13 protein-coding genes and 1 pseudogene are annotated in these 15,335 nt (G+C 71.9%); 8 read left to right on the top strand and 6 right to left on the bottom strand.

What is annotated here, in order from left to right; all coding sequences use genetic code 11:
- Positions 1-55 precede the first annotated feature (55 nt).
- From ABFJ78_RS49345 to ABFJ78_RS49330, 4 genes are read left to right on the top strand one after another with little or no spacing between them, the layout of a single operon-like run.
- Entirely contained in the window at positions 56-1,282 is a 1,227-nt protein-coding gene (locus ABFJ78_RS49345) for a M20 metallopeptidase family protein (RefSeq protein ID WP_436394551.1), read from the top strand.
- Entirely contained in the window at positions 1,279-2,613 is a 1,335-nt protein-coding gene (locus ABFJ78_RS49340; RefSeq protein ID WP_436394550.1) for an MFS transporter, read from the top strand. The genes ABFJ78_RS49345 and ABFJ78_RS49340 overlap by 4 nt, the downstream gene beginning before the upstream one ends.
- On the top strand, positions 2,588-3,391 hold the full coding sequence (locus tag ABFJ78_RS49335; protein WP_436394549.1) for a cyclase family protein: 804 nt from the start codon (positions 2,588-2,590) through the stop codon (positions 3,389-3,391). Before ABFJ78_RS49340 ends, ABFJ78_RS49335 begins: the two co-directional genes overlap by 26 nt.
- Positions 3,388-4,320 carry an MBL fold metallo-hydrolase gene (locus ABFJ78_RS49330; protein ID WP_436394548.1) on the top strand — a complete coding sequence of 311 codons (933 nt, stop codon included), beginning with the start codon at positions 3,388-3,390 and terminating at the stop codon, positions 4,318-4,320. The genes ABFJ78_RS49335 and ABFJ78_RS49330 overlap by 4 nt, the downstream gene beginning before the upstream one ends.
- Positions 4,321-4,681: 361 nt before the next feature.
- On the opposite strand, the gene ABFJ78_RS49325 is transcribed toward ABFJ78_RS49330, so the two are convergent.
- Positions 4,682-6,286 carry an FAD-dependent monooxygenase gene (locus tag ABFJ78_RS49325; RefSeq protein ID WP_436394547.1) on the bottom strand — a complete coding sequence of 535 codons (1,605 nt, stop codon included), beginning with the start codon at positions 6,284-6,286 and terminating at the stop codon, positions 4,682-4,684.
- A 75-nt stretch (positions 6,287-6,361) separates the two neighbouring features.
- Between ABFJ78_RS49325 and ABFJ78_RS49320 the strand changes: the two genes are divergently transcribed.
- Positions 6,362-7,069, top strand: coding sequence for a TetR/AcrR family transcriptional regulator (locus tag ABFJ78_RS49320; RefSeq protein WP_436394546.1), 708 nt, complete (start codon positions 6,362-6,364; stop codon positions 7,067-7,069).
- Between the two features lie 13 nt (positions 7,070-7,082).
- Here ABFJ78_RS49320 and ABFJ78_RS49315 read toward each other — a convergent pair whose 3' ends face one another.
- Complete coding sequence (locus ABFJ78_RS49315) at positions 7,083-8,441, bottom strand: MFS transporter (RefSeq protein ID WP_436394545.1); 1,359 nt, start codon at positions 8,439-8,441, stop codon at positions 7,083-7,085.
- Positions 8,442-8,635: 194 nt separating this feature from the next.
- Between ABFJ78_RS49315 and ABFJ78_RS49310 the strand changes: the two genes are divergently transcribed.
- Both ABFJ78_RS49310 and ABFJ78_RS49305 read left to right on the top strand, forming a co-directional pair.
- Positions 8,636-9,814: a CaiB/BaiF CoA transferase family protein gene (locus ABFJ78_RS49310; protein ID WP_436394544.1), complete on the top strand. Its 1,179-nt coding sequence runs from the start codon at positions 8,636-8,638 to the stop codon at positions 9,812-9,814.
- Entirely contained in the window at positions 9,801-10,607 is an 807-nt protein-coding gene (locus ABFJ78_RS49305; protein ID WP_436394543.1) for an enoyl-CoA hydratase/isomerase family protein, read from the top strand. The genes ABFJ78_RS49310 and ABFJ78_RS49305 overlap by 14 nt, the downstream gene beginning before the upstream one ends.
- A gap of 17 nt (positions 10,608-10,624) precedes the next feature.
- Here ABFJ78_RS49305 and ABFJ78_RS49300 read toward each other — a convergent pair whose 3' ends face one another.
- The 4 genes and pseudogenes from ABFJ78_RS49300 to ABFJ78_RS49285 form a co-directional block, all read right to left on the bottom strand.
- Positions 10,625-11,584 (bottom strand): LacI family DNA-binding transcriptional regulator, encoded by a 960-nt coding sequence (locus ABFJ78_RS49300; protein WP_436394542.1) that lies wholly within the window; start codon positions 11,582-11,584, stop codon positions 10,625-10,627.
- 122 nt (positions 11,585-11,706) lie between these two features.
- A pseudogene (locus ABFJ78_RS49295) lies at positions 11,707-11,796 on the bottom strand (LacI family DNA-binding transcriptional regulator); the annotation flags it as partial.
- Positions 11,797-11,806: 10 nt separating this feature from the next.
- Positions 11,807-13,309, bottom strand: coding sequence for a carboxylesterase/lipase family protein (locus ABFJ78_RS49290; protein ID WP_436394541.1), 1,503 nt, complete (start codon positions 13,307-13,309; stop codon positions 11,807-11,809).
- 37 nt (positions 13,310-13,346) lie between these two features.
- Positions 13,347-14,252: an MBL fold metallo-hydrolase gene (locus tag ABFJ78_RS49285; protein ID WP_436394540.1), complete on the bottom strand. Its 906-nt coding sequence runs from the start codon at positions 14,250-14,252 to the stop codon at positions 13,347-13,349.
- Between the two features lie 137 nt (positions 14,253-14,389).
- Here ABFJ78_RS49285 and ABFJ78_RS49280 point away from each other — a divergent pair, with 137 nt between their 5' ends.
- Positions 14,390-15,307 (top strand): helix-turn-helix domain-containing protein, encoded by a 918-nt coding sequence (locus ABFJ78_RS49280; RefSeq protein WP_436394539.1) that lies wholly within the window; start codon positions 14,390-14,392, stop codon positions 15,305-15,307.
- Positions 15,308-15,335: the final 28 nt, after the last annotated feature.

Below are 15,335 nucleotides of genomic sequence, written 5' to 3'. Positions count from 1 at the left end.
CCATCGTATCTCGCCGGATCGCATACTCGCTCCTCTCAGACGCTCGGAGGACGAAATGACTGTGCTCGACGACGCGCACGCCATGCGTGCAGAGGTCGTCCGGCTTCGGCGGTTGCTGCACTCCCAGCCGGAGCTCGGCCTGCACCTGCCGCGCACGCAGGAAGCGGTGCTCGACGCTCTCGACGGCTTGCCGCTGGAGATCTCGACGGGCCGGGCGAGCACATCCGTCACGGCGGTGCTGCGCGCGAGCGGTGCCGTGTCCGGCCGGCGCCCGGTCCTGCTGCGAGGGGACATGGACGCGGTGCCGGTCCAGGAGGAGACCGGGCTGGCGTTCGCTTCCACCGTGCCGGGTGCGGCCCACGCGTGCGGGCACGACCTGCACACCGCCATGCTCGTGGGGGCGGCCCGTCTGCTGGCTGCTCGCCAGGCGGAGCTGGCGAACGACGTCGTGCTGATGTTCCAGCCGGGGGAGGAGGGCTGGGAAGGCGCCAGGGCGATGCTCGAGGAGGGGGTGCTCGACGCCGCGGGGGAGCGCGTCGGCGCCGCTTTCGCCCTGCACGTTTTCTCGACCCTGCCCCAGGGTTTTCACCTCCGGCCGGGGGTGGTGCTGGCCTCTTCCTCGTCTCTCGACGTCAGCGTGTCGGGCCGCGGCGGCCACGCCGCCACCCCGCACCTGGCCCGGGATCCGGTGCCGGCCACCGCCGAGATGATCACGGCGTTGCAGGCACTGGTGACCCGCCGGGTGGACGTGTTCGACCCGGTCGTCCTCACGGTCGGTGTCGTCGAGGCGGGGACGCGGCGCAACGTCATCCCGCCGACGGCCCGGTTCGAGGCGACGTTGCGCACCCTCTCCGACGCGGCCGCGGTCCGGGTCGGCGCCGAAGCCCGGCGGCTGGTCGAGGGCATCGCCGCGGCGCACGGGCTCGAGGCCGACGTCCGGTTCGACCGTGAGCGTCCGGCCACGGTCAACGATCCCGGCGAGGCCGCGTTCGCCGGGCAGACGATCTCCGAGGTCTTCGGGGGGAGCCGGCTGAGCCGGCTGGAGCATCCGTTCACCGGGTCGGAGGACTTCTCGCGGGTCTTGGGCGAGGTGCCCGGTGCGTTCATCGCACTGGGCGCGTTGCCCCGTGGTGCCGATCCGGACACGGCGCCGTTCAACCACAGCGGACGGGCGATTTTCGACGAAGCGGTGCTTCCCCTCGGCGCGGCCCTCCTCGCGGAGCTTGCGTTGCGCCGTGCCCGAACCGCCGCGCCCACCGAGATTCCGGAGCGTTCACGATGACAACGAGTTCACCGGCCGGTACCGGCCGCACCATGCTCGGCATCTGCCTCGGCCACGCGCTCGAGTGGTACGACTGGGGCATCTACACGATCTTCGTCCCGTTCTTCGCCGGTCAGTTCTTCCCCGGTGGCGCGCCGGGGTCGGCGGTCCTTTCCGGACTCGCGGTCTTCGCCGTGGGCTTCGTGGCCCGGCCGCTCGGCGGCCTGCTCGTGGGCCGGCTGTCCGACCGGGTCGGCCGGCGCCCGATGATGAGCCTCACCGTCGGCGGCATGGCGGTCGCCAGCCTGCTCATCGGTGTCGCGCCGACCTACGCCACCGCCGGCGTGGGTGCTTCCTTGATCCTGCTGGCCTGCCGGGTGATCCAGGGACTCGCCACGGGCGGAGAACTCCCGTCGGCCCAGACGTACCTGGCGGAAGAAGCGCCCGCCCGTCGCCGAGGCCTCTGGTCGAGCCTCATCTACATCGCGAGCGTAGGGGGCAATTCGGTCGGCGTACTGCTCGGGCTGGTGCTGTCGTTGACGTTGACGCACGAGGAAATGCTCGGCTACGGCTGGCGGATCCCGTTCGTCGTCGGCGGGGTGCTGGGGGTGGTCGCGTTGTGGGTCCGGCGATCGCTCGCCGAGTCCGAAGTGTTCGTCAAGGAGCGGGAAAGGGCGCGGAAGCAACCCTTCTGGCCGGACCTGCTCCGCCACCGCCGCGCGGCGCTGCAGGTGATCGGCATGTCGGTCGGACCGACCGTCGTCTACTACGCGTGGGTCATCGCGGCACCCGCTTACGCCATCACGACCCGGCACCTGGACTCGAGTTCCGCCCTGCTGACGGGGGTGCTGTCCAGCCTCGTGCTCATCGCGGTGCTGCCGTTCTGGGGTGCGCTTTCGGACCGGATCGGCCGGCGGCCGGTGATGCTGATCAGCCACCTGGGCACCGCCGCGACCCTGTTCCCGCTCCAGGCACTCGATCTCGGGGACGCCGTCCAGCTGGGGATCGCGATGTCGATCGCGATGGTCTTCATCGGAGCCGGGGTGTCGATCCTGCCGGCGGCCTACGCGGAGCTGTTCCCGACGCGCATCCGCACAGCCGGGCTGGCCGTGCCGTACTCGGTGGCGGTGGCCGCCTTCGGGGGAACCGCGCCCTACCTGCAGACGTGGGTCGGCGAGACGTTCGGGCCGGCGTTCTTCACCGGTTACGTCGTCCTGCTCCTGCTGGTGTCGGCGGCGACTGTCCTGACGCTGCGCGAAGGACGGGGGGCGGACCTGGCCACCCTTCACCAGGCGGCTCCCCAGAGCATGAGGAAGGCTGAAGATCATGACACCGCTCGAAATGCTGGCTGACGGCGTCACGGTCGTCGACCTCGCGCACCCGTTCGAGGTCGGGATGCCCGCGTCGCCGACCCACCCGCCCTTCGAGTTCGCGCTGCGCCACCGGCACGGAGACTTCGCCTACCCCGGCGGATTCACCGGTTCGCACGAGATCATGGTGCTGGGCGGACACGTCGGTACCCACATGGACGCGGTGAGCCACGTGGCCGTGGACGGCAAGCTCCACGGCGGGGTGCCGGTCGCCGAAGCGATGCACGCTGGCCGCTATCGCAGTCACGGCATCGACCACGTGCGTCCCCTCGTCTGCCGCGGGGTGCTGTACGACGTGCCACGCAGCCGGAAGGTCACGCGCCTGGACCCGGGCACGGCCGTGGGAGTGGCGGACCTCGCGGCCGGACCCGAGCCGAAACCCGGTGACGTGGCGCTGATCCGGACGGGGTGGGCGCAGCTGTGGCACGACCCGCGGGCCTACGTCGGCGACGAGGCCGGCGTGCCCGGCATCGATCTCGGTGCCGCGGAATGGCTCGCCGGACACGGCGTCGCCGCCGTCGGTGCCGACACCATCGCCCTGGAACACCGCCCACCCGGCCGTGGGCCCGCTCCGCTGCCGGTGCACCGGCTTCTCCTGCACGAACACGGAATCAACCTGATCGAGGTGATGGCTTTGGAAACCCTGTCCGAGGCGCTGGCTTCCGCGGGCACCGCCGAATTCCTCTTCATCGGCGCACCGCTCAACGTGGTGGGTGCCACCGGCGCGCCGATTCGTCCGCTGGCGGTGGTGGGCGCATGAGCGGCGACACGATCCAGCTGGGAGACGTGACGGTGACCCGGGTGGTGGAGTGGAGCGGGTCGATCAGGACGGTGAGCGACTTCGTGCCCGACAGCACCCCGGAAGGCCGTGCGGCACTGGCCCCGGAGTTCCGCGACCCGGACGACGACGCGTACCACTGCGCGATCCAGAGCTGGGTGTTGCGCAGCGAAGGGCGCACCATCGTCGTCGACACCGGCGCGGGGAACGACCGGGACCGTCCGCAGGTCCCGCAGTTCGACCACCTCGAAACCCCATTCCTGGAGAACCTCCGCCGGGCCGGCGTCGAGCCCGAGGACGTCGACCTGGTGGTGAACACCCATGTCCACTACGACCACGTCGGCTGGAACACCCGGTTGGACAACGAGGAGTGGGCACCGACGTTCCCCAACGCCCGCTACCTCATTCCGCGCGTCGACCGCGACTACTTCGACCCCGAGAACGAACACCGCCGTCCCCCGGTGCACACCGACGCCGACCGCTTGCGCCGCCGGGGCAGCCACCTCGTCTTCGCCGACAGCGTCGCACCGATCCTCGCGCAGGGGCTCGCGACGTTGTGGGAGGACAGGTACACCATCGACGGGAACCTGACGCTGGCGCCGGCGCCCGGGCACACGCCCGGATCGTCGGTTCTCAAGCTGAGTTCCGGCACGGACCGGGCCTTCTTCGTCGGAGACCTCCTGCACAGCCCGGTCCAGGTGGCCGAGCCGGCGGCCAACAGCTGCTTCTGTGAGAACCAGGCAGAAGCGCGGGCAACGCGGTTCCGGTTGCTCGGCGAGGCCGCCGAAACCGGTGCGTTGGTCGTGCCGGCGCATTTCCCCGGCCGGGGTGCCGCCGAGGTCCGCAAATCGGGGGAGGGCTACGAGCTGCACAACTGGGCCGCCTTCGATCCTCCTGTCATGGCGGGCTAGCGTCGCGCGTCCGAGGTTCGTCGACAGGGCGGCGAGTGCCAACGTCTTGAATGACTCACTCAGGTCTTCGGAGGTCCTGAATGACTCATTCAAGACCTTTGGGCAGGGGTTGCCGAGCCTGGCCGAGGCAGGGCCGTCGGCGGCACCCTTGTGAACGCCGCTGTCTGGGTGGCCCCAGTCGAGTTCGACTTCCTTCTAGTCAGCCAGTTCCTCGATGGTGGCGAAGTCCGGGCCGCCCGGCCGGACGACGGCCTGGTAGAAGCGGCGGACCACGTCCTTGTTCAGTTCGGCTTGGGTGAGATGCCCACTCGACATGACAGGTTTCCTTTGCTGCGAAGGTGGTGTGCCGGATGCCGGCCGGTCAGGAGGCCGGTTCGCCGAACCAGCGTTTCGCGGCGCGCGCGAAGTCCTCGGAGCCGGGGTCGTGGTCGCCGGTCCAGGCGACGACGCCGTCCGGCCGGATCAGCAGGGCGCCGAACCCGAGGTCGTCGCTCACCGGCCCGGCCGCGTAGCGCAGGCCTTTCCAGGCCGCCGCCGCGTCGCGCAGGCGCTGGTCGGGGGTGAAGTCGAGGGTGACGCCGTGTCCGTCCCGCAGCAGGTCGCCGAGGTGGGTGCCGTCACGGAAGCGGAAGTCCGGGGCGGTGCCGCCGACGAGCGGCTGGTCGCTGCCCAGGTCGTAGCGGTGGGACAGGCCGGAGGTGGCGCGGAAGACATGGGTGGTGCCGTCGCGGGTGTCGAGAAGGTCGTGGAGCAGCCCCCGCAAGGCCGGGGCGTTGGGTCCGGGGTGCATCGCGGCCACTTGCGCGCGTGACCAGTCGAGGATCGCCGCGCCGACGGGGTGGCGCTCGGCGGTGTAGGTGTCGAGCAGGTGCTCGGGCGCGGTTCGGTGAACGGTGGCGGCGAGTTTCCAGCCGAGGTTCATGGCATCGCCGATACCGAGGTTGAGTCCCTGACCGCCGAGCGGGGAGTGGATGTGGGCGGAGTCGCCGGCGAGCAGGACGCGGCCCTTGCGGTAAGCCGTGGTCTGCATCGCCCGGTCGGTGAAGCTGGTGGCGAGGTGGACCTCGCTGATCGTGGTGCCGGTACCGGAAACCCGGCGCAGGACTGTCTGGAGGTGTTCGCGCGTCAGCGGCTGGGAGCGGTCGAAGGCGCCTCCGTCGAAGTCCATCATGCCCAGGTGACCTTCGAAGGGCGTCCGCAGGTACATGCCGGTCGGTGTCAGGGTGAAGCCCAGGTTCAGCTGCTGAGGGTCATCGAAGGTGACGTGGGCGGCGTAGCCGGTGAACAGCGGCTCGGTGCCGGCGAAGTCGAAGCCGGCGAGCCGACGGACCGTGCTGCGGCCGCCGTCGCAGCCCACGAGCCAGCGTGCCTGGTACTCGCGCCCGCCGGCCCGCACGAGGACGGTGTCGCCATCCTGGGTCACGGCCTCGGCGGGAGCCGCCCGCAGGATCTGCGCGCCGAGGGTGACTGCCCGCTCCTCCAGCACCGTCCCGACCGCTTCGAGGCTGGTCATCATGCCCTCCATCGCCGGGCCGGGCAGTCGGCCTTCCACCGCGGAGGAGTCGATGTTCGCGGCGTCGAGCCGCATCCCGGCGAAGTGGCTCACGTCGCGGGGGAGAAACGGCTCGTGCGCGTCGGGCCGGGCGCCGACCTGGTCTTTGTCGGCTCCGGATGCCTTCAGCAGCCCGTCCAGCATTCCCCGGCGGTAGAACGCCTCGACCGATCCGGCGTTCAACCCCCGCAAGCCCAGCGGTAACGCCTTCACCGGCGAGGCCGGCTCCCGATCGCGTTCCAGTAGAAGGACCGAGCAGTCCGCCAGCGCGAGTTCACCGGCCAGGAACAGGCCCACCGGACCGGCTCCCACGATCACGACGTCGAACACCGTCGAACCTCCTTCATTGCCGCACACCGGCGTTGTCCGGTGCGGACGTTGGTGCACTGCTCCAATATTGGAACAGTACTCCAAGTTGGAGCATTGTTCCAAGTCTGGCAGGATGGGGGCATGGTCACCCCGACACGTCAGTCACAGCGGTGCAGGCAGGTGCTCTCCCGCGAGCGCATCGTCGTGGCCGCTGTCGAGCTGCTGGACACGGCCGGAGAGGGCGCGCTGACGGTCCGGACGCTGAGCGAGCGCCTCGCCACCGGGTCCGGCGCGATCTACCACCACGTCGGCCGCCGGAACGAGCTGCTTCAGGCGGCGATCGAGACCGTCATCGGCGACGCATTGGCCGCGACGGGCACCGGGGCCGGGGGAACGCCCGAAGACGAGGTCCGCGCCGCCGCGCTCGCCCTGTTCGACGCGGTCACCGAACACCCGTGGCTCGCTGCCCAGCTCGCCGTGCAGATCACCCGCAACCCGTGGGGGGCGGTGACCCTGCGGGTCTTCGAGAGCATCGGCCGGCCGATGCTCGCGTTGGGCGTGCCGCGACGCGACTGGTTCGCCACGACCTCGACCCTGGTCCACTACATCCTCGGCGCCACCACGCAGAACTCCCAGGCCCCCCAGGGCGCCGGTGGCGGCGCGGCGCCCGGGGGCGAAGCCGGACGCGCCGAGTTCCTCGACGCCGCGGCCAGGGCGTGGCAGGACGTCGACCCCGGCGACTACCCGTTCGTCAGGGCCATCGCCGGCCAGATGCGGGAACACGACGACCGCCGGCAGTTCCGCACCGGCATCGACCTGGTCCTCAAGGGCATCACCGCCGCTCATCCACCCGTCAAGAAATCGCGCGGTGCGCGACGAGTCCCCTGAGGTACGGCCTCGTTCAGCGCGATCGGACGCGGCCGGGTGACCGCTCGTCCACGTCGTCCAGCGCGGACAGGGAGATGCCCCGGGTCTCCTTGGCGGCCAGCACCGCGACCGTCGAGAGCACGGCGGCGCCTGCCAGGTAGACCGCGATCGGGACTGCGGAACCGTAGGCCTTGAGCAGGCTGGCGGTGATGAACGGGGCGACGGACCCGGCGAAGATCGACGTCGTCTGGTAGGCGAGGGAGACGCCGGCGTAGCGCATCCGCGTCGGGAACAGCTCGGCCATCATCGCCGGCTGGGGCGCGTACATCAGGCCGTGCACGACCACGCCGAGGACGAGCGCCAGCACGATCAGTCCCGGATTCCCGGTGTCCATCAACGGGAATCCCACGAAGCCCCAGCCGATCATCAGGACCGAGCCGGTGAGGTAGACCGGGCGGCGCCCGAACCGGTCCGCGAGGTGCCCGAACCACGGCACGATCGCCAGGTGCACGACGTGGGCGGCCACCAGGAGCAGCAGGATGTCGGTGGTGCCGCTGCCCACGCGCAGCGCCAGGTAGGTGATCGAGAAGGTCACCACGACCTGGTAGAGGATGTTCTCGGCGACCCGCGCCCCCATCGAGATCAGCACGCCGCGCGGGTAGCGCTTCAGGACCTCGATGACGGACGAGCGCTCCGGCTCGCGCTCTTTCGCCCGCTTCAGCGAATCGAGGAAGATCGGCGCTTCCTCCACCTGGGTCCGGATGTAGTAGCCGATCAGGACGACGATCGCCGACGCCCAGAACGCCGTTCGCCAGCCCCAGGCGGCGAACGCGCTCTCGGTGAGGGAGAACGACAAGGTCAGCAGGACGATCGTGGCGAGCAGGTTGCCGAGCGGCAGGCCCGCTTGGGGCCAGCTCGACCAGTAGGCGCGCCGGGCGTCCGGGCTGTGCTCGCCGACGAGCAGGACCGCGCCGCCCCATTCGCCGCCGACCGCGAAGCCCTGCACGAAGCGCAACACCACCAGGATCGTCGGTGCCCAGAAGCCCATGCTCGAGTAGGTGGGCACGCAGCCGATCAGGAAGGTGGCGGCGCCGACCAGCAGCAGGCTGAGCTGAAGGAGCTTCTTCCGGCCGACCCGATCGCCGAAGTGCCCGAAGACGATCCCGCCGAGCGGGCGGGCGACGAAGCCGACTGCGTAGACCAGCAGGGCGTTGATGACACCGTCGAGCGGATTTCCGTTGTCCGGGAAGAAGACGGTGCCGAAGACCAGGGCCGACGACGCGGAGTACAGCAGGAACTCGTACCACTCGGCGACCGTGCCGGCCATGGACGCGGCCACGACCTTGCGGGGCCCGGTCAACGGGGGTGTGGCCGCGGTTTCGGTGCTCGGCATCGGGGACGACTCCTTTGTCGATGTCCTACCGGGACGCGGAGGATCGAAGCACACCGGAGCGGTCGTGCGCAACCGATTGTTCACAGAAGAACAATCGATTGCGCATCTTGACCGGGGAACCGCCGCGGACGTAGCGTGCCCGGAGCACTCACTCGTTCCCGAGACCACATCGCACGTACAGACAGGGACGACACATGCTTTCCGGAACCAAAGTCGTGAGCTTCACGCACTTCCTGCAGGGCCCCTCCGCCACCCAGATCCTCGGGGACCTGGGTGCGGACGTGATCAAGATCGAGCCGCCGCAAGGCGCCTTCGAGCGTGGCTGGTCGGGCCCCGACGCGTTCGTCGGCGGCGTCTCGGTGTTCTTCCTGCTCGCGAACCGCAACGCGCGCAGCATGGTCGTCGACCTCAAGTCCGACGAGGGCCGCCGGGTGCTACGCCGGCTTCTGGACGGCGCCGACGTCCTGATCGAAAGCTTCCGGCCGGGCGTGATGGACCGGCTCGGGCTCGGCTACGAGGAGCTGCGGACCACCAACCCGCGGCTGGTCTACTGCTCGCTCTCCGGCTACGGGTCCGACGGCCCCTACAAGGACCGGCCGGGGCAGGACGTCCTGGTCCAGTCGCTGTCCGGCCTCGCCGCGGCGACCGGGGCCGAGGGCGGGCCGCCCACCCCGGTCGGTGCCTCCGTGGTCGACGCGCACGGTGCGGCGCTCGGGGCGCTCGGGATCCTGGCCGCGTTGCACGGGCGGGCGCGGACCGGCGAAGGCACCCGGGTGGAGAGCAACCTGCTCAGCGCGGCCTTGGACCTGCAGGTCGAGCCGCTTTCCTACCACCTCAACGGGTTTCGCGGCGAGCGAAGCCCCTCCGGCGTCTCGTCACGGTTCTACAAGGCGCCGTACGGCGTCTTCGCCACCGCTGACGGGCACCTGACGATCTCCCTCACGAGCACCGACGTGCTGGCGAAGGTGCTCGACGAGCCGTGGTTCACCGGCGTCGCGCCTGCCGACGAGTACGCGCGTCGCGAGGAGGTCAACGAGAGGGTTGCCGCGCTGCTCGCCGAGCGCCCGACGGCGTACTGGATCGAGCGGTTCACCGAGTTCCGGGTCTGGCACGCGCCGGTTCACGACTTCGACGACGTGGCCGCCGATCCGCAGGTCCGGCACAACGAGACGATCCTGACCATCCCGCACCCGGAGGCCGGCGACGTCCGGGTGCCCGCCCACCCGATCCGCTACGGCGGGGAGCGCCCAGGGCTGCGCCGGGTGCCACCGGCGCTGGGTGAGCACACCCGGGAGGTGCTCGGCGAGCTCGGCTACAGCCCGGCCGCCGTCGACGCGTTGGTCGCGGGGGGTGCGTTCGGTGCCCAGTCCTGAAGACGGCGCCGGCCCGGTGCTCGTCGAGCGCCGCGGCGCCGTCGCGGTCCTCACCCTGAACCGGCCGGCGAAGTACAACGCGATCGACCACGCCACCGTCGACGCGCTGACCGTCGCGCTCGACGGGATCGAGGCCGACCGGAACGTGCGGGCGGTGGTGCTCACCGGTGCCGGCAAGGCCTTCGCCGCGGGCGCGGACATCGCCTTCTACGCGGGCGCGGACCACGGCGAGTTCGCTGTCTTCACCAAGCGCTGCAACGCTTTGTGCGATCGGATCGCGCGGTGCCGCGTACCCGTGGTGGCGGCGGTGCGCGGCCTGGCCCTCGGCGGGGGGTTCGAGCTCGTGCTGGCGTGCGACGTGGTCGTTGCCGAGCGTGGCGCCGCGTTCGGCCTGCCCGAGGTCACCCTGGGGCTGCTGCCGGGCTGGGGCGGCACCCAGCGGCTGACCTGGCACGTCGGCCCCACCCGGGCTCGCTGGCTCACGATGTCCGGCGACCGCCTGGGCGCCGTGGCCGCCGAGGCGGCCGGCATCGTGACCCACCTGTGCGAAGGGGACGAGCTGGTCCCGCGGGCGCTGGAGGTCGCGGACCTGCTCGCCGGGCGGGCGCCGCTGGCCGTGGCCGCGATCCGGGACGCGGTCGTCGCGGCCGTCCACGGTGGGCCCGAAGGATCCGACGGCCCGGGCTTCCGGCGCGAACGCGCGGCGCTGGGGGAGCTGTTCGCGTCCGCCGACGGCCGCGAGGGCATCACGGCCTTCGTCGAGAAGCGCCCGCCGAGGTTCACCGGACGCTGATCGCCGGCCGTTCGCGGTCAGAGTGCGCGGGTCGACTCCCGCAGCATGAGCCGCGGCGCCGGGTCGGCCACCACGAGATCACGCAGCGGTGCGCCGCCGAGGTGCTCGATCAGCACTCCGCACGCCGCTTGACCGAGTTCCCGCAGCGGCAGCCGCACCGTGGTCAGTGCCGGGTTCCAGGACTGCGCGACCCAGGTGTCCAGCACGGTCACGACGGACATGTCGTCGGGTACCCGGACGCCGGCCCGGCCCAGCGCGGAAACCGCGCCGACCGCCGCGTTCACACTGGACACGACGAGGGCGGTCGGCCGCCGCGGCGCGCCCAGGATCCGGCGGGCGGCTTCCGCCCCGGCGGCCGCCTCCCAGCCCGCCCGCACCACCCACTCCAGCTCGATCGTCAGCCCGGCTTCGGCCATCGTCTCCGAGTAGCCCTGGTGCCGGCGAACCGCGGTGTCGTGGTGCGGCACGCCGGCGAGGTGGCCGATGCGCTCGTGGCCGAGCTCGACCAGGTGCCGGGTCGCCAGCCGGGCGCCGGCGACGTCGTCGAGGACCACCGAGCCGGACCGGCCCGGCAGCCGGGAGTTGATCAGCACGACGGGGACGTCGTCGCCGAGCACCTCGGCGAGGGCGGCGTCGTCGAGGTCCTCGCGACGCTGCAGCAGCACGCCGTCGACCCGGCCTTCGGCGACCAGCTCGCGCAGGCGCCCGTGCCCGGACGGCGGCGGGTCCACCTGACCGAGCAGCACCGACATGCCGGCTTCCCGGGCCCGGTCCTGCACACCCCCGAGCATGTCCGCGAAGACGGCGTTGGTGACGTCCGGGACGATCAGGCCGACGGCGCCGGAGCGCCGGAAGCGCAGGGCCCGGGCCCGGTGGCTCGGCACGTACTGCAGGGCTTCGGCGGCTTCGCGGACCCGGGTGCGGGTGGCCTCGCTGACCCGGGCCCGCGAGTCGCCGGTGAGCACCCGCGACGCCACGGAGCGGGAGACCCCGGCCGNACGGCGCCGGAGCGCCGGAAGCGCAGGGCCCGGGCCCGGTGGCTCGGCACGTACTGCAGGGCTTCGGCGGCTTCGCGGACCCGGGTGCGGGTGGCCTCGCTGACCCGGGCCCGCGAGTCGCCGGTGAGCACCCGCGACGCCACGGAGCGGGAGACCCCGGCCGCGTCGGCGACGTCCTGGAGCGTGGGCATGGCGGTGAGTCTACCGGCGCAATCGATTGCCCCGGTGCACGGCAATCGATTGCCCCGGACCCGGTGGATCTTTCAGCCACCCAGGGCTTCCGCCTGCGGCCGCCGCGGGGTCGTACGCGGCCCAGCCGGGGTCGCCGTGGGTCGCGAAGGCGACCCAGGCGCCGTGCACGCGGGCCGCGAGCCCGGCGGGCGCCGGGTCGGGACCAAGCAGACCGGTGTCGCCGTGCAGCCACGGTTCGTCGGCGATGTCGAAGACGAAGGGCAGTTCGACCGTGTGGGTGGCGCCCAGCCGCCCGTCCAACGCCGTCGAGCGGTAGCCGAACGAGTATGCGTGGGTGCGGCCACCGGACAGCCGGGCGTGGGCCTCGGTCAGCCGCGCGGTGCCGGCCCCGAAAAGGCCTTCGCCCAGCACCGCGGAGCGCAGCTCGCCCGGGGTCGCCCCCGGCCGGGCCGCGCGCTGGGCCGCGACGACGGCGGCGGGGTCCGCGCCGATCTTCGCCGCGACGGCGAGCACGTCGTCGTCCGTGGACGATTCCAGCTTGCCCTGCGGTACCAGGTAGAGGTGGCCCTCCTCGGTGTTGGTGCCGATGAGCAGGTCGACCTCTCCGGCCGGTCCCTCCGCCAGGGCGTCGGCCGGCTGCGCGGGCAGGACCAGGGAGAACGGGCTCAGCTCGACGAGCGGGTCCGTGGCCGTCGCGGTCCGCAGGTCGATCCCCGCGAGCTGCGGCAGGATCTCGAGGAACTTCTCGTCCGGGATCTCGGCGAAGGCCTCCGCTGTCGGCGGCACGCCCAGCGCCCGCGCGGCCACGGCCGTGACCCGCTGCGCCTGCTCGGGGGTGAAGGCGCCGGTGCCGCTGCCGCTCTGGACGATCGCGCGCCGGAACAGTCCCTTGGCTTCCGGCGTCGCCAGCAGAGCTCCGGTGATGGTGGCACCCGCGGACTGGCCGAACAGCGTGACGTTTCCGGGATCGCCACCGAACGCGGCAATCGTGTCCCGCACCCAGCCGAGCGCGGCGAGGACGTCGAGCAGCCCGCGGTTGGCGGGGGCGCCGTCCAGGTCGAGGAAGCCGGGGATGCCGAGGCGGTAGTTCACCGTCACCAGCACCACGCCGTCGCGGGCGAACGCCCGGCCGTCGTAGAGCGCTGCGCGGGTGGAGCCGGTGACGAACCCGCCGCCGTGCACGAAGACCATGACCGGCCGCTTCCCGCCGTCGGTGCCGGGCGTGCGGACGTCGACGGTCAGGTACTCCTCGCCGCGCACCCAGCCCGGGCCGAAGTAGGGGATCATGTCGAGCCGGCCGAAGTCCCGTGCGGGCTGCGGCGCGGTCGGCGACGGCGCGGTGGCGTCACGGACACCGGACCAGCCCGGGTGGGCCGCCGGCGGCGCGAACCGGCCGGCGCCCGTGGGTGCCGCCGCGTACGGGACGGCGCGGTAGAGCTCGCCGAAGCCGTCACGAACACCGCGCACGGCGCCCGCCGGGGTCTCGACGATCGGATCTGCCTGCTGGGACACGGAAACGCTTCCTCTCTCGGGCTGCTGCGGGGTGGGCTCAGGCGATGCGGGAGAAGCCCGCCCACTCCTTGATGGCGAACTTCGACCCGTCGCGCTCGACCTCGGCGCCGCCCTGGCCGGCGAGGTGCGCGGGGAAGACCAGCGCGTTGTCCTCGGCCGCGCGGCCGAGGAGCTTGTGGCGGGTCGCCCGGGCCTCGGCCGGGTCCTCGCAGAAGCAGGAGTTGGTCTCCGGCTCCACGAGCTGCAGCGGGGTGTGCACCAGGTCGCCGACGAACAGCGCGCGGTCGCCGCCCGACTCCAGGGTCAGCACGGACGACCCGGGGGTGTGGCCGGGCGCGAGATCCAGCCGGAGGTTCCGGTCGATCCGGTACGAGCCGTCCCACAGGTGGGTCAGCCCGGCCGCGTGCACCGGGGCGACGCTGTCCTCGAAGACGTTCTGGTTGCCGCGGCCCAGCACCGGTTCGTGGTTGTTGGCCGGGTTCCAGAAGTCGAAGTCCTGCCGCGTCATCAGGTACGTCGCGTTCGGGAAGGTCGGCACCCAGGTCCGGCCGTCGAGGTAGGTGTTCCAGCCCACGTGGTCGATGTGCAGGTGGGTGTTGATGACGACGTCGACGTCTTCGGGCCGGACACCGGCGGCGGCGAGGTTGTCCAGGTAGTTCGTGTCCAGCCGGTTCCAGACGGGCGCGTAGGGGCGGTCCTTGTGGTTGCCGACCCCGGTGTCGACGAGGATGGTGCGGCCTTCGCTGCGCAGCAGCCAGGACTGGATGGCCGATCGGCATTCGCCGGTGCCGTCGTCCAGGAAGTCCGGGGCGAGCCAGCTCCGGTGCTCGTCCCAGGCGCCGTCGGGGCTGTCGGGGAAGAACTCCGCGGGGCTCATCTCGACGGAGCCGTAGTACTCCTTGACGCGGGTGACGGTCACGTCGCCCAGCTTGATCTGATCCATGATCACTCCTCGTGAGTCGCGCCAGCCGCCCTGACCACGTCGAGCCTGACCGCGTCCGCGCGCGCCAACCAGCCCCGCCTTGTCCTACCCCCGGCAGGGTGTGGCTGGGCGGTGTCGCCGGCGTGGATAGTGGAGTCATGGACGGACCAAGCCCGCTCGGCGACTTCCTGCAGGCACGGCGGGCCAGGCTGCGCCCGGAAGACGTGGGGCTCCACGACCTCGGGCCGCGCCGGCGGGTGGCGGGGCTGCGCCGGGAGGAGCTGGCGCAGCTGGCGGGGGTCAGCGTGTCCTACTACACCCGGCTCGAGCAGGGCCTGTCCCGTGGCGCGTCGGCGGAGGTGCTCGACGCGATCGCCGGCGCCCTGCTGCTCGACGACCACGAGCGGGAGCACCTGGAACGCCTCGCCGGGGCCTCCCGCCGCGCACCGCAGGCGCGCAGGCCCCGCCCCGAGAAGCTCGCCGACGAGACGCGGGACCTGCTGCGCTCCTTCGACGGCGTCCCGGCGCTCGTCCTCGGCCGGCGCACGGACGTGCTGGCGTGGAACCCGCTCGGCCACGCGCTGCTCGCCGGGCACGTCGACCCGCTGAGCCCGGAGGACCCCGCGCGCCGGCCGAACATGAGCCGGATGCTGTTCCTGGACCCGCACTGCCGGGAGCTCTACGGGGACTGGCGGCGCAAGGTGCGCGCGGTCGTGGGCAACCTGCGGATCGCCGTCGGCCGTCATCCGGAGGACCGGCTGCTCGCCGAGCTGATCGGCGAGCTGACGATGAAGAGCCCGGAATTCGTGGCGTTGTGGCGTGACCACCGGGTGACGCCGTGCGACGCCGACACCTACGAGCTGCGCCATCCGGTCGTCGGCACGGTGACGGTCACCCAGCAGACCCTCGTCCTCGCGCGTTCGCCGGGGCAGTCCGTCGTGGTGTGCACGACGCCCGCCGGGTCACCGTCGGAGGCGGCCATGGCTCTGCTGCGGCAGGCGAGCGCGGCTGACGCTGGGCCCGAGCGCCCCAATGGGGTTGTTTCATCGTGGTTTGTGCTGGTCAGGATGGGTTGACCTGGTCTGATAGTGCTCATCCCGGGCC

Origin of the sequence: Amycolatopsis sp. MEPSY49, from assembly GCF_051337345.1 — a bacterium.
Classification (GTDB): Bacteria; Actinomycetota; Actinomycetes; order Mycobacteriales; family Pseudonocardiaceae; genus Amycolatopsis.
The sequence above is the reverse complement of the archived record's forward strand: the minus strand, read 5'-3'. Positions and strand labels throughout refer to the sequence as shown.

Coding starts and splice junctions, on each gene's coding strand:
- ABFJ78_RS49345 (WP_436394551.1), top strand. CDS start 56: ATGACTGTGCTCGACGACGCGCACGCCATGCGTGCAGAGGTCGTCCGG.
- ABFJ78_RS49340 (WP_436394550.1), top strand. CDS start 1,279: ATGACAACGAGTTCACCGGCCGGTACCGGCCGCACCATGCTCGGCATC.
- ABFJ78_RS49335 (WP_436394549.1), top strand. CDS start 2,588: ATGACACCGCTCGAAATGCTGGCTGACGGCGTCACGGTCGTCGACCTC.
- ABFJ78_RS49330 (WP_436394548.1), top strand. CDS start 3,388: ATGAGCGGCGACACGATCCAGCTGGGAGACGTGACGGTGACCCGGGTG.
- ABFJ78_RS49315 (WP_436394545.1), bottom strand. CDS start 8,441: ATGCCGAGCACCGAAACCGCGGCCACACCCCCGTTGACCGGGCCCCGC.
- ABFJ78_RS49310 (WP_436394544.1), top strand. CDS start 8,636: ATGCTTTCCGGAACCAAAGTCGTGAGCTTCACGCACTTCCTGCAGGGC.
- ABFJ78_RS49285 (WP_436394540.1), bottom strand. CDS start 14,252: ATGGATCAGATCAAGCTGGGCGACGTGACCGTCACCCGCGTCAAGGAG.
- ABFJ78_RS49280 (WP_436394539.1), top strand. CDS start 14,390: ATGGACGGACCAAGCCCGCTCGGCGACTTCCTGCAGGCACGGCGGGCC.